This is a genomic window from Leptospira mayottensis 200901116, assembly GCF_000306675.2.
In the GTDB taxonomy this organism is placed as follows: domain Bacteria; phylum Spirochaetota; class Leptospiria; order Leptospirales; family Leptospiraceae; genus Leptospira; species Leptospira mayottensis.
Genome location: NZ_CP024873.1, coordinates 75,641 through 94,000 on the forward strand (window position 1 = coordinate 75,641; position 18,360 = coordinate 94,000).

The following is an 18,360-nucleotide window of genomic DNA, read 5'->3' on the forward strand; positions in this document are numbered from 1 at the left end:
CACTTAAGCAGAGCGTCTTAAATATTCCTCCGGAGTAAGTCCCCCAAGAGAACTATGTGGCCTTTCAGAATTATAGAAATTTCTCCAGTCCTCGACAAGGCGCTGTGCTTCTTCAATATTCTTAAACCAATTTTCATTTAAACATTCGTTTCGCATTTTTCCGTTAAAGCTCTCGATGAAGGTATTCTCAGTAGGCTTACCCGGCGTAATAAAATGAATATCGACTCCTTTTTCAAAAGCCCATCGTAAAAAAGCTTTTGATGTGAATTCGGGACCGTTATCCACAACGATTTGTTTTGGCAGGCTATGGACTTCAGATACTTCATTCAAAATTCTTACTAATCGTTCCGAAGTGATTGAGAATTCCACCTGCGTTGCCACGGCGAATCGTCCAAAGTCATCGATGATATTCAATATTCTGAATTTTCTTCCCGAGTAGAGTGAATCCGACATGAAATCCATCGACCACCTTTCCTCCGGTTTCTTAGGAACAATCTTTGGAATCGCAGGTAACGATACTCTCTTTCGTTTCGGTTTGATTCGGTATTTTAAGCCCAATGCTGAATACAAGCGATAGATTCGTTTATGGTTTACTCGTTCTTCTTGCCGAATAAAATCATGAATCTGTCTGTATCCCGCCCTTTTATGCTTATACGCTAAAGTGAGAATTCGATCCTTCAATTCCATGTTTTTGTCCTGAAGCCTGGAACGATGTCGAAAGCCGGTTCTGGAGATTTGCAAAAGACGGCAGGATTTCCGTTCTCCAAGCCGCGTTTTGATTAACAGGAGCGCCTCTCGTTTCTGCTCACGGCTCACCACTTTTTTTCGAGTAACATCTTGATCGCTTCATTTTCTAAAGCTAACTCTGCATACAGTTTCTTTAGCCTACTGTTTTCTTCCTCTAAAGTCTTCATCCGTTTTAGATCGTTTAGTTCTAACCCGCCGTATTTCGAACGCCAACGGTAAAAAGTGTTACCACTGATTCCGTATTTACGACAAAGTTCAGGAGTCGATATCCCTGATTCAGATTCCTTTAGAATCTTATGAATTTGATCTTCACTGAAACGTTTTTTCATGTTTTCCTCCAAAATTTTATGTTCTTGAGAGGATTTCAAACATTCTAAATGGTTCTAAATTCGGGGGCTAGGTCAGACTGACTACCGGCGTCTAACTTCGTTCGAAATCGCTGATGCGACTCTCACTTGACTTTTCATGTACTAGAATAAATTTAAGTGAAAAAATCGTTCACGGCTTTTAAGGCCGCTTCCCGATCCATGACATCGGGAAAATTAGGTTATGGTTAAGAAAAAATTATGGCAAAATGGAAATTAACCTATGAAGCGTTAGAATTTATAGGTAGGGACGGGGCCGGATGGCCCATTATTGATCTAATATCTGATTCTTATAATGTTGAAGATAACTCTATACGCCGTGTCTCTGTAAACGCAAAGAATATAGTTTTGAATACCTTACCAAAGAACATTGTTGGAGTTCGAGTTTTCGATATTGAAAGAATTGATGAAATGACGGGCAAAAACTACTTTGAAAGCTATCAAATTGAAGATCTTAATTTTGAATTAGAAGAAAGTGATGCTAAGAAGTTACGAAAAATACAATTTGATCTATTATCCATTGACGGCGGTTCATTAGATTTCGATTATCTAAGACTTTTTAATCCAGATTTGTTTGTTATGAATTTAATGGATGTGAAAGCATTCTTTGTTGATGGTTATGGGGTACTAAGTCATGAAGAAGGAGCTTTAGTATTAGAAAATTTAAATAACTTTTATAATTCATTTACTTCTGATCAAATCAACGTTTTAAGAATTAATCCCAAAAGTGTCTCTTATGATGAAAACAAATTGATTCGTAGATTTCTCGGACAAGATCGACAAGTCGTAGATTCTTCTAGTAAACAAAATTACGTTAAAAATGGAAGTAAAGTTAATCTAAAATTTCTAGAAGAAAAAATTAAAGATTCGGAAATAATTTCTGATATAATTGATTGGATAGTTGAAAACGAGGAAAATCCTGAATTATTAAAAAACTTCAGCAAACTTACTCCGGAAAATTTAAGCAAACTAAATACATTATCCGGTATTGTAACTTTAAAGAATTGTTTACTACGATGGGAGGAAAATCTACTCCATTCTTCCGAAGACTTTTGGCAAAAAGAGTTTGAAGATAACTCATACGTAATTTCTCAACTTTTTACATCTCCAGTTACAATTATGAAATCTAAAGCTTACTTAGGTGGCAAGAGTATTCATAATACTGGAGGATCGTTAGTGGATTATCTTTTCGTTAATAAATTAACAAAGAACACAAGTATAATTGAATTAAAAACCCCGGCCACAAGATTATTAGGCTCGAATTATCGTAGTACCATTTATAATATTTCTGCTGAATTATCTGGAGCGATTGTACAGCTTTCTAATTATAAAGACGAACTTTTAAAAAACTATTACCAGCTGGCAAATTTAAATAAAGGAATATTTCATGCATATGATCCTTCTTGCATACTCATAGTGGGAAATTTCGCAACGGAATTAGATTCCGAAGAAAAAGTAAAATCTTTTGAGTTATTTCGACAACAACTACAGAATATTCAAATAATTACTTTCGATGAACTTTTTGAAAAAATGCGACTATTAATACATTCATTAGAAGGTAGTTAGTCGTCCCTGAAAAAGAGTTACAATAGCGAATAACGCAAATAAAATGCTATCCAAGTAGAAAAACTTAGAAACAAAATCCTCATAAAACATCCAGAAACCACGTAAAAGCCGGTGAAAATGAAACCAGAAGAAAACTCAAAACACTAGAGTCTTCGATAAATTTTTTCGATCCTTGTTGGATGCTACAAAAGATAGTAATAAAAGTCTTTATCTAAATTTTTCTAAAAATATTGAAAAAGTAAATCCTTGCTTCTTACTTCACATCCATTAAATTGATAAGAAAATCTAATATTTTTTATTCATTTTAAGAAATGAAAATATCATATAAAAAGTTAATTCGGGATGACTTAAATTAATATGTTGAATCATCAAATTCTAAAGTCTTACCATTTTTAATATTGTATATTTGAACATTCCTTTTATGGTTCTCAGAGGAAAAAGGACCTAAAGCAAATTCGCATTCAACACTAACTGAGTCAACTTTACATACACCATCTTCTTTTTCTAATGAGAGTGACCACCAAGAACGTTTTGCTATAAAGTCTTCAGTGCCATCAACTCCTTTACGTTTTATTGTAATATAGTCACCCGGTTGTGGTATAGAATTAGATTCAAGTTGTAGTTGATAATCAGCTTCCCCACCACCAGGAGGGACGAATATTAAATAAATTTTCATTATTTTCTTTCCAATTAATTAAAGATATTACAAAAGTATAAATAAAATGCTAAATGTCAAATTAAGAAATATATAAAATATGTTACATTTCCCTTTTCTTGTCGGAAATTTGGTTCAATATGCGATCTGGCGCTTTTCAGTACAAGATTTTTACTCTTTTTTCCTTCTTACGCCGAACTCACGTTATTTTAAAATATTATGATGTGAAGAATAAGATAGCATGGGACCGGGCCTCGATGGATTCCGCAATTGTTAAGAAAATATAGTAAATAAATATGCTGAAAAAAATACACTAAACAAGATTTGCAGAGACAGGTAAATTGGAAGATTAATATCATTTCCTCAATTGAAAGTTTTTTGCTTTCACAATGGCCCGAAGGATTAAACGACGAGAGTAGTTTAGGAAGTATAAGCGAGTTAGCCAAGAATACTCTTGCCTATCACTTAGCCAACGCTATAGAAAAAGAGCAAATAATTGAAATATTTACTATAATAGCGAATCGGATTTTAAATGAGGTTACTGATTCAAAAAAGAGGAAAATTTATGGAAAAACCTTATTTGGGATAAGGGAAATACAAAAGATAGAATCCTGGATTCAGTTAAATATAGAAACATTGAATAATGTAAAAGATAATAGATTATTGTTTCAGAAACTATGGCCTATTCTTCTCGAACATACTAAAAACAATATGTTCGTTAAATGCAGTTCGCAATCAAGCTTACTAACGTTGGCATATGATTGGATTGAAGGGAAACCATTTTATGAAATATTCAATAATTTCATTTCAACTGGAGTAAAGCTAGTCAGTAGGATACAAAGACGAAATTATAAACTTGAGCATGTTGTCGAAATTTGTGAAAACGCAATTTCCTATGAAGGATCAGTAATACTTGGAGCGGTTGTTGAAATTATAGAGCTTTTATTTCCTCAAGAAATGGTTGAACTTATAGAAAGAGTAAAAATTTTGCAAAAAAGTGTAAAATATGGATTGTCGTCTTTTACTTCAATAAATGGTTACGAATTAGGATTTGCAGATCGTGTAATTGCTAAAGAATTTTCGATTTTAATGAAAACTGAAAAAAGTAAAAGTAGAGAGTTTCTTAAGGTAAATGAGAATGCTTTTAGAACAATACTTTTAAAATATCCAATTCTTTATTCGCAAATATTTGAAAGTATATTAGAAACGTAAAATGTTACGGCATATGTTCTTTTAATAAATTAATGTTCGCTTTCACGGATCTTGTATTGTGAACCAGCAAAAGACCCCACACACTCGAACGTATCATGATTGAGGCGAGGCGCCCATATACACCACAATTAGCGGGCATACAAAATCCTGACTTTTCAAGGATTTGAATGTTTTTTATTAAGTAATGCATTTAATGCCTGTTTCAATTCACGCTCATCTTTAAGAGCAGATGAAATTCTATCTGAAAGTTCAATCAACACTACTCTTATACTTTGAGCTAATATAAGACACTGCTCATCAGAATGTGAATGTAAACCTTCGCTAAGTGCATTATGCAATATTTTTAATGGATTATGACCATTCATTAAAATACTCTCAGGAATTGCTCTTTGAACTGTTTCTACAGCTTTGCTAAATTGATTTTCAGCTATTGCTCTTTCTATTAATAATATTTTTTCATCATTCATTTTTTCTTTTTGAGCTATTTTCTTGATTTCTTCTAATATTCTATTTTTCTGACTTTCAACCACTCTTCTATAGTAACCATAAGCCCCTATTCCAAGACCTTGGTTTTCACATTGCCTACCCTTCAAAAATATTTCTCTATCAGGACCAATTAATTTAATTAATCGAGATGGAGTCACAGGACCGAAATTCGGGAATTCACCAAATTTAAAAGCATAACTTTTAATATTGCTATTGCTTTCTGCATTTATAAATAAAAATAATGAAAATATCTTTTGATATTTTTGACAATTTGAACATTGATATGTGATATATAAATTAGTTTGATTCACATTTATCAGGATAGGATCAGTTTCAATTGACCGAAAAAAACGTGTGCCGTTACATAAATCATTCGAGCAATGAAGTTGAATTTCTGGTAAATTCAAAATATATTCTGAAGGGTAATAATTATAATCCTTTTTTGTAAATAAATTCTTTATTTCAGATATTTGATTTGGAGGTTGACTCTCTAAAAATTCTGCAAATAAAAAAGTTGGAAAATTTGAATTTGACGGCACCGGATTTTTTGACATTTTTAATCATCAACATTGATGTATTATAGAAGTCAACTATTCCATCTAATTAAATAAAATAAGAAAGATAATAATTCTTATAAAATAATTGAGCTTAAAAATATATTTTAATTTTATTCATATTATATAGGTAGAAAGCGTAGAGGCATTTAATACCATTCATTGAATAAACTCAAGATTATAATATTGAATTTGTATAAAATAAACTTCAAGTTATACTCTGAATAGATTCGGCTAAATTAACGCATTATTTAATTTTTTAATACTAATCAATATTTTTAATTATAAACTAAATAAATAAAAACTCTAGAGAATAAAGCCTACTTCATAAGTGGAGTCTAACAGAATATAAAGATTATTTAGAAATTCTTGGGAGGAAATTGAATCAATACGAAGTAACAATCAATAGTTTCTTTTTCACCTAAAAACCCCTACTCTCTCTCAATACAAAGATAAATAACCAAAGCTAATAATCCAAAAAAACACCATCCAACAAGGGTTCCGAGTGTAGTGTATAAAAGAATGAGTTTAAAACAATCCCTGTTATAAGTCGAATATCCAATTTAAAAGAAAATCCCGAAAAGAAAACCGATACAGACGGAAATTAAAACCGTGGAAAGAGTGACTTTTAGCCTTTGAAAAAAAGTGGGAGCGTAGACGGCTTCCTCAAAATCCCGACAAAAAAACTCAGACCAACAGATTCGTTTTTTTAAACGTACATACTCCCCGTCCCTAACTTTTGAAAGGATAGTCACCGTGGCTTTGGAGGATTCTATTTTTTGCCAATTTGTGTGAAGTTTCTCAAGACATAAAAACCAAGAGGCCCCTTTTAATTCGGAACAACCGGTATCACGAGAAGGATTTAGATTTGATTGAAGAGGAACACTTCCAAACGTAGAACAATTAAATAGAAATAGAATAGAAAGACATACAAGGTGTTTCATTTCTTTTTTCCTTTCGATTCGGGACTCAAGATATCACAGGTATCTTGAACTTCTTTCGGAGTGTTATTCGCATAACAAACAAGTTTAGAACGGTCTCTTGAGTAGTCTACAGGAGAAACGTTTTCGACAGGTTCATGATTGATCTTGATTTCAAGATGATTGATTTTAAAAAAAGAAACAAATAGAATTATAATGAAAAGAAAAAAGATAAAAAAGGATTTGTTCTTAATGATTAAGTTTTTTAAACGAAGTAGTAAGTTTTTCATAGATGTAACCTCATAAAATATTGATTTCAAAGATTACGTGTACGTGTATTTGTTTTTTAGAAAGGGTTAGGAATTACCACCTCCGCGCGCTTTAGAAATAAAATCACCTAATGACCTTAAAATCTCACCCGATTTAAACCAGGACATTAAAACGATACCCGAAGTTAAAAAAAGACCATGAACACTCACTCCCCCGAATCCTTCCGAAATTTTCTGTTCCGGAAAAAATCTTAAAAGAAAAAGACCTAAAAGTAAAAAAAATAAACCTAAGAAAAAAGCTTGGTTAGATTTTCGAAAAAGACTTTTTTTAACGATAACCGTATGGCCTAAACTTTGATCCTGATCCTTTACCTTTGAAGAATTGGTATGTTTTTCGATAATTTCTTTTGATTTTAGTTTTTGTTTCATATAATTCTCTATATTAGTAATTCCTTAACCGATTCTTGATTTAAAACCGCATAACAAAATCCTTTAAAATTTTGATTCCTTTTCTTTTTTAAGAGTGTGGCTCCTTTAAAAATGGAAATGAGTTCGATCCACTCCGGATCATTCCAAGAAGCTTTAGTGACAGTACAACCAAGAGAAGAAATACCTACCGATTCGCTATTGGAATTTCGAGCGTGTATATTTAAACCAACCTGATCTAAAAAAATAGGGTCTAAATCGTTCCAAATATGATCGCTATTTTTATCCCTTCTAAAATAAAAGGGAGAACCTTGTACTAACGCGTCATGACCTTTATGGTTCCCAAGCTTTACCAAATAAAGACCTTCTTCGGTTCTCGCCTCCCCGTTAGTGACACCGTATTTTAAAAGAGTTTCTTTGGAAACCAACCCCGGATCCATTGTAACTACCCTACTCCCCCAAGAATTACCACCTGGATCAATGTTAAAAAGGATGTCGTTAAAACGGTCAAAAGAGTTGTTGTTTAAAATCACGTTATTGTCTAAAACGCTGATCCCACGTACTCCGATTAAAACGTGATCTAGATTAAAATCGATTTTGTATTTGGAATTTTTGAATTTAGATTTGGTAAGTTCGATTAGCTCTAAAATAAATTTATCATATCTCACAAAAGAAAAGATAGAACATAAGCTACAATATCGGTTTAAAAAAAATGAAATGGAGTCCTTAGATTTTTATCAACCTAAGGCACCAAAAGAAATTCCAGTGTAACGAATTTTAGCAGTCTTCCACCATTCTTTAAGTTCGTTCGAAAGTTGTCTAATCCTGGCCCCAAAAAAAGCATTTTCTGCGGACATTGTAGTTCCAATAGATTCACTAATTACACCAACACTAGTGGAATAGTTTGAGATTCCTCCGATGATACCTTCACCATAAGAAGATAAAACACAGATTACAAAGTATTTTAAAACTTGATCTTTTAGTTCTCTCGGAACCCTCGATGCGTGATCATACCCGGTAGTATAATCCACTTGATAGGCACCTGGAAGATTTGAACTATTTTGACTTAAAAAACGAAACCCTTGAATCCCTATTTGAGGAATTCCGACATTACCAAAAGGAACTCGTGTAAAGACTGCACGTAAAATTCCGGTTTTGTATTGAATCGTAGCACGACTTGTAAGATCAAGAATCATATTCCCATTCCAAGGAAGCGTTAAGACCCATTTATGAAGACGACAAAGATTTTTTCTTCTCAGTTTTAAAAAGAAATTCGAACTTTTGGAAGGATCATAGTCGTAAGTATCATCCCACTCCGCATAGTCTTCGATTCTACCGGTTTTGGGTTCTAGATCAAATCTTCCGGATTGTCCAACAAGCGGGCGGGATCGAAAAAGCCTAGGATAAATATCCCAGTCAATTTCAGAGGCAAATGCCCGAACGGTTTGGTCACACCAATTTTTTAATTGGAAATCCTCCAGTTGAGTTCCACGGGTAGTGAGAAGAGGTTCGTTCCCGAAAAACATAATCCGACGAAGTTCGTCCGGATGAATGATACAACCCCAGCCGGGAAGGGGTGTATTTGATTTTTCAAGATCTGGGTAAATGCAGGCAGACAAATCGTGATATTCGTAGTCTTCGGATTGTTTGTTTAAATCCCCTTCAAAACCGTAAGTCATAATCTATTTATTAAAATATAATAAATATTTAGATATCGGAATGGATTTTTGATTTTGCAATTTGAAGTTGTTCTATGGGTATTGTATAGGATTTTCCGGAAGCTAGTTCACACAGAACGGTTTTTCCGTCTTTAGCGACTTCTTTAACTTTAGCAAGCATCCCGCCTACGTTAACTTTGTTTTTTGCGTAAACTCTCATAATAAGACCTGGTTTTGGTATTTGTGAACCACTTCCGTATGATGATTTCCTTTGCTCTCTTACTTCTTCCTCGAATTTTTTGTGTCGAATTTCTCTTTGTTTTATTTCTATTTTTTCTTTTTCGGAAATTTCTTTTTGATAATTGATTTTATTTCGGTCATGTTTTGCTTGATCGATCTTTTTTTCACGAGGCACCCTTACGTCCTCGTTTGTTCTAGTATTTCGAAAGGCCATATAGTCGCCTGACTTTCCATGAACGACTACCTTTTTTTTGAGTAGGGAATTTGTATTTAACATAAGATTTTAGTGGGACGTTAGACTAGAATTGATCCAAAACCCGGAAAATTCAATCACTCCTGTAAAACTGATTTCGTTTGCACATATCGGAATAAAAAACTGAATATCTCCATTTCCTTTTCTCGTATAATTTCTAAAATTAGAGTCTGAGTTATTTCCTTTTACGTTCATCGTCCAGTTACCGTTTGCGTGTATAGCGCTAATAAAATAGAGTTTATCTTTAGAATTTAAAACCAAATTCCCCGAAAGGGTGAATTGGTTTTGAAACTGGATTCTATTTAGGTCTTGTAGGGTGATCGATTTACGGGACACATTTAGATTTTTATTCCGAAAATAAAATATCGGGAAATAAATATTAAACCGTACTAGACCAATAAAACTTAAACGTTTTAATTCTTTAAATTTCGTAAAATGATTTAAAACCCTATTTTAAATCATTTATAATAATTTAAAATTATTTTTCAACCGATACTCAAATCCTTGATTTAAAACTAAGGATATGGAAAAAAAAGTAGGCCGACCTAGGGGAAATAATTACGAAAAAAATTTAGCGATACGGTTAAAATCGAATACAAACATACAACCTACAAAAGTAAACGAACACCTAATTCATTTAGCGAAATCATTTTTTAGCCAAGTCAATTCTGAAAATATAGAAGGTAGAAAACCGGTATATAACTATGATCAGATAAATCAAATTAGAAACGGTGTATTACTCAGACCACCTTGTAGAATACCGGTCACACAACTTAGAAACGCAAGTTACGGTACGAGTATAATTTCAGCTATCCATACGATCCGAATTGATGAGTTAAGTAGATACGCAAAATTAAATAAAAAAAGAGGACTTTGGTTTAGGACAGAAAACGAAGAAGACGAAATCACCGATGAAATCCAAGAAAAAATCAAAAACTGTTCACAGTTTTTTGAAAGAATGGGGGATTTAATAGATGGGTGGATGAATCGGGACAATTTTAGTTCCGTTTTTGAAATGATGATACGCGATACTTTAACCTTTGATAGTATCTCATTTTATTTAGTGTATAACTCACTTGGTAAACTTGTTGAAATCAAATACTTAGACCCGGCTACGATTTTTCAGGTAGATAAGGAAAAAGGGTATAAGGGGGACAAAAATGTATCTTTTGTACAAATTATAGACGATAGGGTTATCGAAGTATTTAACGAAAACGAAATATTACTATTACATAAAAATCATATATCCGATGTGTCCATGAGAGGATTCGGTTTTTCTCCTTTAGAGGCTTGTATTTTGGATTTAGTGGGGGTGATTCGATCCTTAAAATTCAACCGGGATACTTTTACAAGACAACATCCACCCGGCTTTATGTCTTTAATAGGGGACGCCACACAAGAGGTGATAGAGTCCATACAACTACAGTATAGAGAAATGATTTCCGGGATGGACGATTCTCACACTATACCGATTCTTGGAACGTCTGCAGGTGAAATAAAATGGACTCCATTAAATGTTTCTAATGATATGGTATTTAAGGAACTGATGCAGTGGTGCGTTTCTTTCGTAATCATGTCACACGGTATGGATCAGTCTGAACTAGGTTTAAGACTTACCGGTTCAGCCACACTCGGAGAATCTAATCAGGTAGAAAAAAGTAAGTTTTCTTTAAATAGATCCTGTATTTCTTTACTTACGTACTTTGAAATGGGTTTTAATAGGATCAGACATATTAGAGAAGAAGATTTTTCGGGTATTGTTTGTGAATTTGTAGGAACGGATCCGGAAGATGAAAAAGACAAACTCAGTAAAAATAAAGACGAAGTGGCTAACTGGAAGTTAATCGATGAAATCCGAATCGAACAAGATAAACCTACAATAGCCCAAACCCTAGCCGACCTATACGGAGTCAGTGAGGAAGAGTATAAAATGGCGGGTGCTGTCATTTTAAATCCTATATTCCAGCAAAATTTACAAATGATACGGCAATCGGGGCAAAATTGCGAATATCCCAATTTAGGATGTTCTGATGCGGAAAAAGAAGAATTAGAAGAACAAGATGATTCGGATTTGGTATTTTAAAGATTGAGTTTGACTAAATTATTACGAGACACTCCACCTACACTTTGGAAATTGCCACAGAGCCACCAAGTTTCATTGTCGTGAAAAAAACCTCTTTGTATAGACGAAGTATCGTTTCCTAGACCGTTTTGTGGGTAGTAGGAAAGCAGTTGCATCGAAGTGGAATCGATACAGGCGATAGAAAGTCTAGACTCGTAGTTTAAGGTTGTGAATTGTCCTGCAAAATAGAGTCTATTATTTTTAGTGGCAAAACTCATTACATTCGGTTTTAAGGAACCACCTGCGAACTGAGTTGGATAAATACTGAGTAATTCCCCCGTGTTTACATTTAGAGCGGCAAAGCCTATACGACTAAGACCGGAAACCGAAGTGAAAATACCTCCGATGAAAAGAGTGTTACCGACTTGGATCATATCTTTGATATACGGATTTACTCCACCGTATATGTTAAGGGCAGAACCCCAACTAGGAATTACGTAACCGGAACTAGAATTCAGAGCCGCCAGTTTTGGAATATTGTAACCCCCTATCGTATTAAAATAACCGCCTATAAATATTTTGGATGAATCTTTTGACAATAAAAGTCTATAGGGATGTCCGCCGGTTAAATAATCTTGAGGATACCAAGGTAAAACGGAAAGGTTTAAAATATCAATTGCAGCTAACCTACTCCTAGAAATTCCGCTTACAGTCGTAAAAGATCCGCATAGATAGAGAGTATTTTCCTTTACGCAAAAATCGAATATATTAGGTGATACACCTCCGATTCCTCCACTCGGATACCAAGAAAGAAGTGATCCCGTATTTGGGTTTATCGCGGCGATACCGTTTCTAAGAAACCCAAATACGGATGTAAAACTCCCCCCCATTACGAGCATATTGTTTACGAGAATCATGGAACTAATTCCGACGACTCCACTTTGTCCTTGAAAAAGCGGAAGTACAGTTCCTGTACTATAATCCAACGCGGCTAAACCGTTTCTATTTACACCTCCGATACTCGTAAAGTTTCCTGCCATAAAGATCGTATTTTCATATTTTATAATAGAGTAAATTTCACCGTTTGCGCCGTTTAAAGGAAAACCTGGATCTACAATCGGTTTTAATTTCGGATTTTGGAAATGAGCAAACGGTAAAAACATTCAACCCATCGCGAGTAAACAGGAAGAAAAGATATTTCCACCCACTTTTATGAACGTATAAAAGTCTTTTTTTAGAGAGATAACCGTAGGTGTAGGTACTGTGGAATTTGGCCAATAAAAAGTACCACCCGACCAAGTGATCGTATAGGAAGAACCGGTTGATTCTAAAACCACATTAACCACTTGGTTTTCAGATAAATTAGTAATAGTGAATGTTGCATTTCCTCCCGTGATTCTAAACAGATTGGAAATGGAACAATCTAAAGTCCTATTTCCAGAAGATAGTAAGGTGGTATTTGGAGAAGACTGTCTTAGATATTCGACCGACTTCATACCGGGAAGACCGAGTAATGAATTTAGGTTCGTTACCCTATGACCCGAAGCGGAGGATGAATCAAAAACGAATAGTTCGTTGTCAAGACCTGTAGAAAGAGTCGTCCAGTTGCCGAATAAATCTTTGGTTAAAATTTGTCCTTTTTGAGTAAGTGTTTTTTCTAAAATATGGCCTGAATCGATTTCGTTTTTTTGTCCTGTAAAATCTACTTGAGATCCGACAAAAGAGTTTTGATTTAAAAAGTTCGCGTTTTGGTTGACTATATTCAAAATACCTCCCGGCGAACCCGTAATCGTAGAAGAATCCACATTACAAAGTCCTGATATTGCATAAAGATGTAAGGAATTACTTCTTACGGAAAAAACGGTTTTGTTAATTCCTTGGATGGATGAATTTTTTAAGAATACATAAAAATTCCCTGAAACTAAATCAATACAACTTTCGACGTTAGATGTATATTCCAAAATGGAATCGGTAAGATTAAGTGCATTTATACTCGAACTATCAAAAATACGGGAAGAAAATTGGAGACGAAGCCCTATTATTTCCAAAGGTAAACCTAAAAATTTAAAACCGTTCGTGAAATTTACGACTAAGTGGTTCTGTTTTTTATATCTAGGTAGTAAGGTACATTCGTTTAGGTTGGACGTATCTAAAGGAATCGTAAGCGGTTCAAGGGTATCGTCTAACTGAATGTATTTTAAACCTTTTGTATTTGCAAGACTCGAAATTAAGTTTGTCCAATTGTTAAATACGTTGTAGGAAGGTGAAGTTTCACCGGGTCTAAAAATAAAAACGTTTTGTGAAGGTCTTTGGGATAAAGATAGTTTACCGTCGTTTCCTAACGTTGCTAGACTTGCCCCTTTTTCGCTTGTGTTTAACTTACTTAAAAGTGCAGATTCTAAGGAGTTGAATTCTGTCATCCTAGAATTTGTTTCTATAGAGAGTAAATTTTCAAAATAACTTTTGATCGAACTTTCCTTTAAAAAATCGTTTTTAAAGGATTTCATTTATGCTCTATCCGTATTCTAACCGTACGGTTTTGAAAAGTGTTCCCAAACGTAAAAGAAATGTTTCCGTTATCATCATAATAAAATGAAATCGGTGAAACCCACTTGCCTTGATTATCTGTTACAGTACCGAATACGGAAATGATTTTATTTGCTAAACCCGTAGATAGATTACAATTTCCTAAATTATCAGTCGTTGTCTCAAAATATGAATTTTGAATACGAGTTCCCGAATTTAAAAACCCTACTCCCAAAAAAACCGTACCCACTTCGGAAATCATCTGGTATACGTTTAAAAGATTAGATTCTAAATATAACCTTACCGAGTTGGCGGAAGGTGCGATAGAAATTTCCGTAAAGTTAGGTGAATCGGAAACGATCGTGTTTGTGGTAACTATATTTTCAGTGGAAGGAATCCCTAAAAAATACCAGCTTTCTTTTTGTTTCGAGAATACGAGTTCATAAGATCCACCGTCTAAATCCAATTGCCAGTCCTCTTCTAAATTCTCTATTTTTTTGGAGTTTCTAAGTAAGGTGATAGGATAAGTTCCCGCTTTATTGGATAGATCCAGGATTCCGATTACGATTGCGTCTTTTGGATCGTTTGGTAAGGATACGTTAAAACTACCACCTGAAACGTCACATAGTACACGTTCATATTTCAAGGCGCTATAGTTTGTAGTTATAACGTTTGAGTTTTTTAAGGAACCGAAATTATTTTTCCAGCTACCGTCTCCGGATAAAAACTTTTCTGTGTCCGTTGTCAGAGGGGTAGGAACGAGTCCTTTTTTACCGTTTGATTGAGGGGTTGCACCCCCAAATGTTTCGTCTAATGCAATCGTTCCGGAACTGTCCGGTAGTATATAATCCCTTTTTTGGCTGGAGTTACTTTTTAATACGTTTTTAATTCTACCTTGATCCGATAATATTTCCAGTTCACTTTCTGAGTTGATTCCAGCATACCCACCCGATTTATTTTTTTCGTTTTTTAATTGGTATTGTGGATGATCGTCAAAACTAAGTCCGATCAATTCGGAATGAAGATTCGTTCTAGCTGTTGTTTTTAACCACCTTCCGGGTTGTGAAAAATTTAGGTCTTTCGGAAGAATCGTTCTTAAAACGTCTATTTCATCCGGAACGGTCGCGTTTGAATCCGAGTCATACTGATACAGTGTAAGTTCTTCTTCTACTTGTCTAATTTGTTTGTCTTTTCTTTGGTCGGGTGGAATATTTCTAAGTTCCTCTAAATTTTGTACAGGAGTATTCCAATTTGTTAATACTTCTTTTTTTACCCATTCTAAATTTACCGCATCCCTTCCGTCGATAGGGGATGCGGTTTTTAGATTGGTAAGTCCTGAATTATCGGGAAGTCTTACTTCTATCCCTGTGGATACGGCTTTTAGAATCGGTCCTTTTTTACCCAAAAAAACCTCTGAACCGATTCCTTTTAGTAAAAACTGAAATACCGGATTCAACCTAGATAAACTTCCACTAAAATTTGATTCGTATCATAGGGGGTAGCGACTCTTAAAGAATGAATTCCACCGCTCCAGGTGATAAAACCTTGAGGTAAAACGTGGTCTTGATTGGAACCATTCATACGGATTACGATCGGAGCTGGGTCGCCTTTTTTAATTCCTATTGATGTGTCGTCGGTTAGATAAGTGGCAAGAATCAAAACATACTTAAACGTAATCCCCGAAGGAATTGGGATTTGTACTAAGTTATCGATTTGACGGATCGCTTTTGTAAGTTTTTGGGGTTGTTGTACTTGAAATTCGATTTCAAAGTTTTCCAGTTCTCTTTCGATCGATATCCCGTTTCTCTGAAATAGTTGAAAAAATATTCTATGGATTTCCATAGAATTTAATTTAACGAATATCTTAAATATCGGTTTATCTATTTTGTTCTAACAAGCATTCCGTTTCCGGAAGTCAAAGAAACGATTTTAGAAATGGAACTTACTAAAGGTGTAACCAATTCACATAACGTGGCGATACCGTCCCCGATCGTATTGATCGATCCGGATACGACCGGTATGAGTTTTGATTCTATAGCAGATACCGAACGGGTAAGTCCAAGCATAATGTTTTTATTTTCCTTAAATATATCGATCATAGCGGTATTTAGTTTGTAACCTACTTCGGCGGCTTCGGCCCCTATATCAGTTGCAAATGTTTCTTTTTTTCTATTTTCTAGTTCTAACCCTTTGTTGTAACCTGCATGGATTGAACTCTGATCCCTACCAAAACCTTCGTAACCGAATTTTAAAGAACTCATTTCGCTAAAACTTCCACCTTCCATCTTGTGAATGAGTCCTCTTGTATTGGGGTCTAGTCCGGATAAAGCAAGAGACATGTATTTTCCTGGATTAAGCTCGGAATCTCGAATTGATTTTAATAGATCTCCCCCGTTTGCTTTTAGTGCTTCACTCATGGAAAGTGAACCGAAAATTCCACCTCCAAAAGCACCAATCCTCCCTTTCGATGAAAGTTCCTCCGCTAAATTCATTCTACGTAAGGGGTCCATGTTTATGGAGTCCGTTCTATTGATACCGGCTGAAAATCTTGAATAATCGGAAATATCCCCTGAAAATCCTTTATTTCTTAGATTCTCTGCAATGGATGCAAGTTTTGTAATATATTCAGATTGTCTAAGTCCGTTAAACCCCGAAGCGTTCGCGCCACCCCTTAAATATCCTAAATCTGCATTTTTAGAATCTTTACGGATCGTTTCTAATTCTTTTACCACTTCCCCAATCCCTTTTCCTTGAGAAGCCGCAAACCGAAGTATATTCGATTCCAGTAAATTTCCTTTTTTAAATATATCTTCACCTGTGATTCTACCTTTGATTACGTTTGCTTGTGCCAGTTCGGAATTGGAAAAATAACCTCCTCCCCCGCCAACATACCCGCCTGTCGCACCGATTGTCTGACTCTGTGACTGCATGGCGCTATGATACTGTTCACCGATAGAAGAAATTGTTTTTAATACTCCACCCGCAACCGCAAACGCGGCCCCTATATAAGGTAAAGCCGCGCTAAGCCTGGAATACGTGTCACTTTTTACCTCTTCCCCTCCAGGTGGTTCTTTTCCACCCCCTCCACCTGGAAAGTTACCCGTGTGAATCGTTGCGTTTTGAATTTTTATTTCTGATTTTTGGATTTGGAATTGTTTGGTTGAATCTTTTTTGATTAGAGAGTCCGAGCTTTCACTCTCTTCGTCTTCTTTCTTTTTCTTTTTTTTATCCAGTAGATCCTTAGCGGCTGAAATCTTTTTATCTATTGTATTAAAAAAACCACCGTGCCCCGTTTCGTCAAGGTCCGATCCGTCCGTACCTACTTTTGTGGTATATGCACTACCACCAGCGTATTTAGATGCGGGTTCAAACTTATATTTTTTTCTATTTTTTTTAGTCTTTTTAGATTCACCTTCATTTTTGTCGTCTTCGTCTTTTCCAAAAAATGAGAATAGTTTTTTGGCTTTTTTGGATATTCGTGAAAATTCCTTTTCTACGTTTTTAAAATCAGGTCTTGCGTGTACTGTGATTTCTAAAGATTCTAAACTCAAAGATCCAACTCTCTATTAATTTTTTCTAATATCTCTTTTCTTTTTTGTTCCCCTTGTAATTTAATCATTTCTTTTGTATACCCTCCCTCTTCTTCCAGGATAGACGATAGATTCGGGCTTATACTCTCTAGGAACTCTTCGGGTTTCATTTTCTCCAGTTGATTTTTCTGGGATTTTAGTTTTATCTTGTATTGTAGGTTCTGAAAGTCTATCCTCGACATTGCTTCCAGAATGAATTGTTTCTGTGGGGTAAATAGATTCCCCAGATGTGTCACTCCTCTCGGTAGAATGTGAAACTCTTTCATCAGATAGAGGTCTAAAAGATTCTTTTCGTCCGATAGTGATTCTATCGTCCCTATTTTTTTTTAACTCATTTAGAAATGAGTCCTCTTTTTTTTTGTATTCTTTAAAGAGTTTTAGAACAAACTCTTTATCCCGTATCTTTTCAAACGATTCTATCTCTACAGGGAATTCTTCCGGTATTTTTCTGATTACGTGATTGAGTGTGATAATTGCATATATATAACCATAGGTTGTATTCGGTATCGATTCTAGAGATGCTCCACCCAGTCTTTTGGCTACGGCTATGTCTATATCCAGTTCGGTGCTCGGATCGGCTATGTCTGATTCAAATGTGTAATTTTTCCCCTCATACTTTACGTTTAAAAGGACTCTACTATTCGGTTCTAATATTCTCATATATGAGAATAATCTAATAAATTTTAATATCGGAAGAGTAATTATTTTAAACTAAACAAAATATAGGGACCGGGATTTAAAATTATTTGGGATTTAGAAGTGAGAAAAAATTCTAACTTTTGTCATTGACATTACTCACTACTACGACGATAATGATATTATATCACCCCT

19 protein-coding genes are annotated in these 18,360 nt (G+C 34.8%); 3 read left to right on the forward strand and 16 right to left on the reverse strand.

Features of this window, described 5'->3' with window-relative positions; genetic code table 11:
* Window positions 1-3 precede the first annotated feature (3 nt).
* Window positions 4-1,076, reverse strand: a protein-coding gene (locus LEP1GSC190_RS19370; protein ID WP_420844327.1) for an IS3 family transposase whose coding sequence is annotated in 2 segments (ribosomal slippage) — window positions 4-839 and window positions 839-1,076 — 1,074 coding nt in all. Because the reading frame shifts where the segments join, the coding sequence is not laid out codon by codon here.
* A gap of 237 nt (window positions 1,077-1,313) precedes the next feature.
* Here LEP1GSC190_RS19370 and LEP1GSC190_RS19380 point away from each other — a divergent pair.
* Window positions 1,314-2,678: a Shedu immune nuclease family protein gene (locus tag LEP1GSC190_RS19380; protein WP_002746235.1), complete on the forward strand. Its 1,365-nt coding sequence runs from the start codon at window positions 1,314-1,316 to the stop codon at window positions 2,676-2,678.
* Between the two features lie 352 nt (window positions 2,679-3,030).
* On the opposite strand, the gene LEP1GSC190_RS19385 is transcribed toward LEP1GSC190_RS19380, so the two are convergent.
* Entirely contained in the window at window positions 3,031-3,354 is a 324-nt protein-coding gene (locus LEP1GSC190_RS19385; protein WP_036037404.1) for a hypothetical protein, read from the reverse strand.
* A 357-nt stretch (window positions 3,355-3,711) separates the two neighbouring features.
* Between LEP1GSC190_RS19385 and LEP1GSC190_RS19390 the strand changes: the two genes are divergently transcribed.
* Entirely contained in the window at window positions 3,712-4,545 is an 834-nt protein-coding gene (locus LEP1GSC190_RS19390) for a hypothetical protein (RefSeq protein ID WP_237578404.1), read from the forward strand.
* A 155-nt stretch (window positions 4,546-4,700) separates the two neighbouring features.
* Here LEP1GSC190_RS19390 and LEP1GSC190_RS19395 read toward each other — a convergent pair whose 3' ends face one another.
* The 8 genes from LEP1GSC190_RS19395 to LEP1GSC190_RS19430 all read right to left on the reverse strand — a co-directional run bounded on the left by LEP1GSC190_RS19395 (window position 4,701) and on the right by LEP1GSC190_RS19430 (window position 9,687).
* Window positions 4,701-5,585: a hypothetical protein gene (locus LEP1GSC190_RS19395; RefSeq protein ID WP_002746312.1), complete on the reverse strand. Its 885-nt coding sequence runs from the start codon at window positions 5,583-5,585 to the stop codon at window positions 4,701-4,703.
* A gap of 563 nt (window positions 5,586-6,148) precedes the next feature.
* Window positions 6,149-6,529 (reverse strand): hypothetical protein, encoded by a 381-nt coding sequence (locus LEP1GSC190_RS19400; RefSeq protein WP_002746233.1) that lies wholly within the window; start codon window positions 6,527-6,529, stop codon window positions 6,149-6,151.
* Window positions 6,526-6,795, reverse strand: a complete 270-nt coding sequence (locus tag LEP1GSC190_RS19405) for a hypothetical protein (RefSeq protein WP_002746268.1) — start codon at window positions 6,793-6,795, stop codon at window positions 6,526-6,528. The genes LEP1GSC190_RS19400 and LEP1GSC190_RS19405 overlap by 4 nt, the downstream gene beginning before the upstream one ends.
* Window positions 6,796-6,861: 66 nt before the next feature.
* A complete protein-coding gene (locus LEP1GSC190_RS19410; protein ID WP_002746227.1) occupies window positions 6,862-7,203 on the reverse strand; it encodes a hypothetical protein in 342 nt (113 codons plus the stop codon).
* Between the two features lie 8 nt (window positions 7,204-7,211).
* Window positions 7,212-7,868, reverse strand: a complete 657-nt coding sequence (locus LEP1GSC190_RS19415) for a hypothetical protein (protein ID WP_002746209.1) — start codon at window positions 7,866-7,868, stop codon at window positions 7,212-7,214.
* Between the two features lie 69 nt (window positions 7,869-7,937).
* Window positions 7,938-8,879, reverse strand: a complete 942-nt coding sequence (locus tag LEP1GSC190_RS19420; protein ID WP_002746229.1) for a hypothetical protein — start codon at window positions 8,877-8,879, stop codon at window positions 7,938-7,940.
* A gap of 28 nt (window positions 8,880-8,907) precedes the next feature.
* Window positions 8,908-9,375, reverse strand: coding sequence for a hypothetical protein (locus LEP1GSC190_RS19425; RefSeq protein WP_002746207.1), 468 nt, complete (start codon window positions 9,373-9,375; stop codon window positions 8,908-8,910).
* A gap of 6 nt (window positions 9,376-9,381) precedes the next feature.
* Complete coding sequence (locus LEP1GSC190_RS19430) at window positions 9,382-9,687, reverse strand: hypothetical protein (protein ID WP_002746214.1); 306 nt, start codon at window positions 9,685-9,687, stop codon at window positions 9,382-9,384.
* 187 nt (window positions 9,688-9,874) lie between these two features.
* Between LEP1GSC190_RS19430 and LEP1GSC190_RS19435 the strand changes: the two genes are divergently transcribed.
* Window positions 9,875-11,434 carry a phage portal family protein gene (locus LEP1GSC190_RS19435; RefSeq protein WP_002746297.1) on the forward strand — a complete coding sequence of 520 codons (1,560 nt, stop codon included), beginning with the start codon at window positions 9,875-9,877 and terminating at the stop codon, window positions 11,432-11,434.
* Here the strand turns inward: LEP1GSC190_RS19435 and LEP1GSC190_RS19440 are convergent.
* The 6 genes from LEP1GSC190_RS19440 to LEP1GSC190_RS19465 are packed head-to-tail and all read right to left on the reverse strand — an operon-like array spanning window position 11,431 to window position 18,189.
* Window positions 11,431-12,576 carry a hypothetical protein gene (locus LEP1GSC190_RS19440; protein WP_002746197.1) on the reverse strand — a complete coding sequence of 382 codons (1,146 nt, stop codon included), beginning with the start codon at window positions 12,574-12,576 and terminating at the stop codon, window positions 11,431-11,433. The two genes, LEP1GSC190_RS19435 and LEP1GSC190_RS19440, sit on opposite strands and share 4 nt — an antisense overlap.
* Complete coding sequence (locus LEP1GSC190_RS19445) at window positions 12,577-13,920, reverse strand: hypothetical protein (protein WP_002746208.1); 1,344 nt, start codon at window positions 13,918-13,920, stop codon at window positions 12,577-12,579. It abuts the gene before it with no gap.
* On the reverse strand, window positions 13,917-15,395 hold the full coding sequence (locus tag LEP1GSC190_RS19450) for a hypothetical protein (RefSeq protein WP_002746283.1): 1,479 nt from the start codon (window positions 15,393-15,395) through the stop codon (window positions 13,917-13,919). Before LEP1GSC190_RS19450 ends, LEP1GSC190_RS19445 begins: the two co-directional genes overlap by 4 nt.
* Window positions 15,392-15,781: a hypothetical protein gene (locus LEP1GSC190_RS19455; RefSeq protein ID WP_002746306.1), complete on the reverse strand. Its 390-nt coding sequence runs from the start codon at window positions 15,779-15,781 to the stop codon at window positions 15,392-15,394. The genes LEP1GSC190_RS19450 and LEP1GSC190_RS19455 overlap by 4 nt, the downstream gene beginning before the upstream one ends.
* A 38-nt stretch (window positions 15,782-15,819) precedes the next feature.
* Window positions 15,820-17,490: a hypothetical protein gene (locus LEP1GSC190_RS19460; RefSeq protein WP_002746253.1), complete on the reverse strand. Its 1,671-nt coding sequence runs from the start codon at window positions 17,488-17,490 to the stop codon at window positions 15,820-15,822.
* A gap of 60 nt (window positions 17,491-17,550) precedes the next feature.
* A complete protein-coding gene (locus LEP1GSC190_RS19465; RefSeq protein ID WP_002746304.1) occupies window positions 17,551-18,189 on the reverse strand; it encodes a hypothetical protein in 639 nt (212 codons plus the stop codon).
* Between the last annotated feature and the right edge of the window lie 171 nt (window positions 18,190-18,360).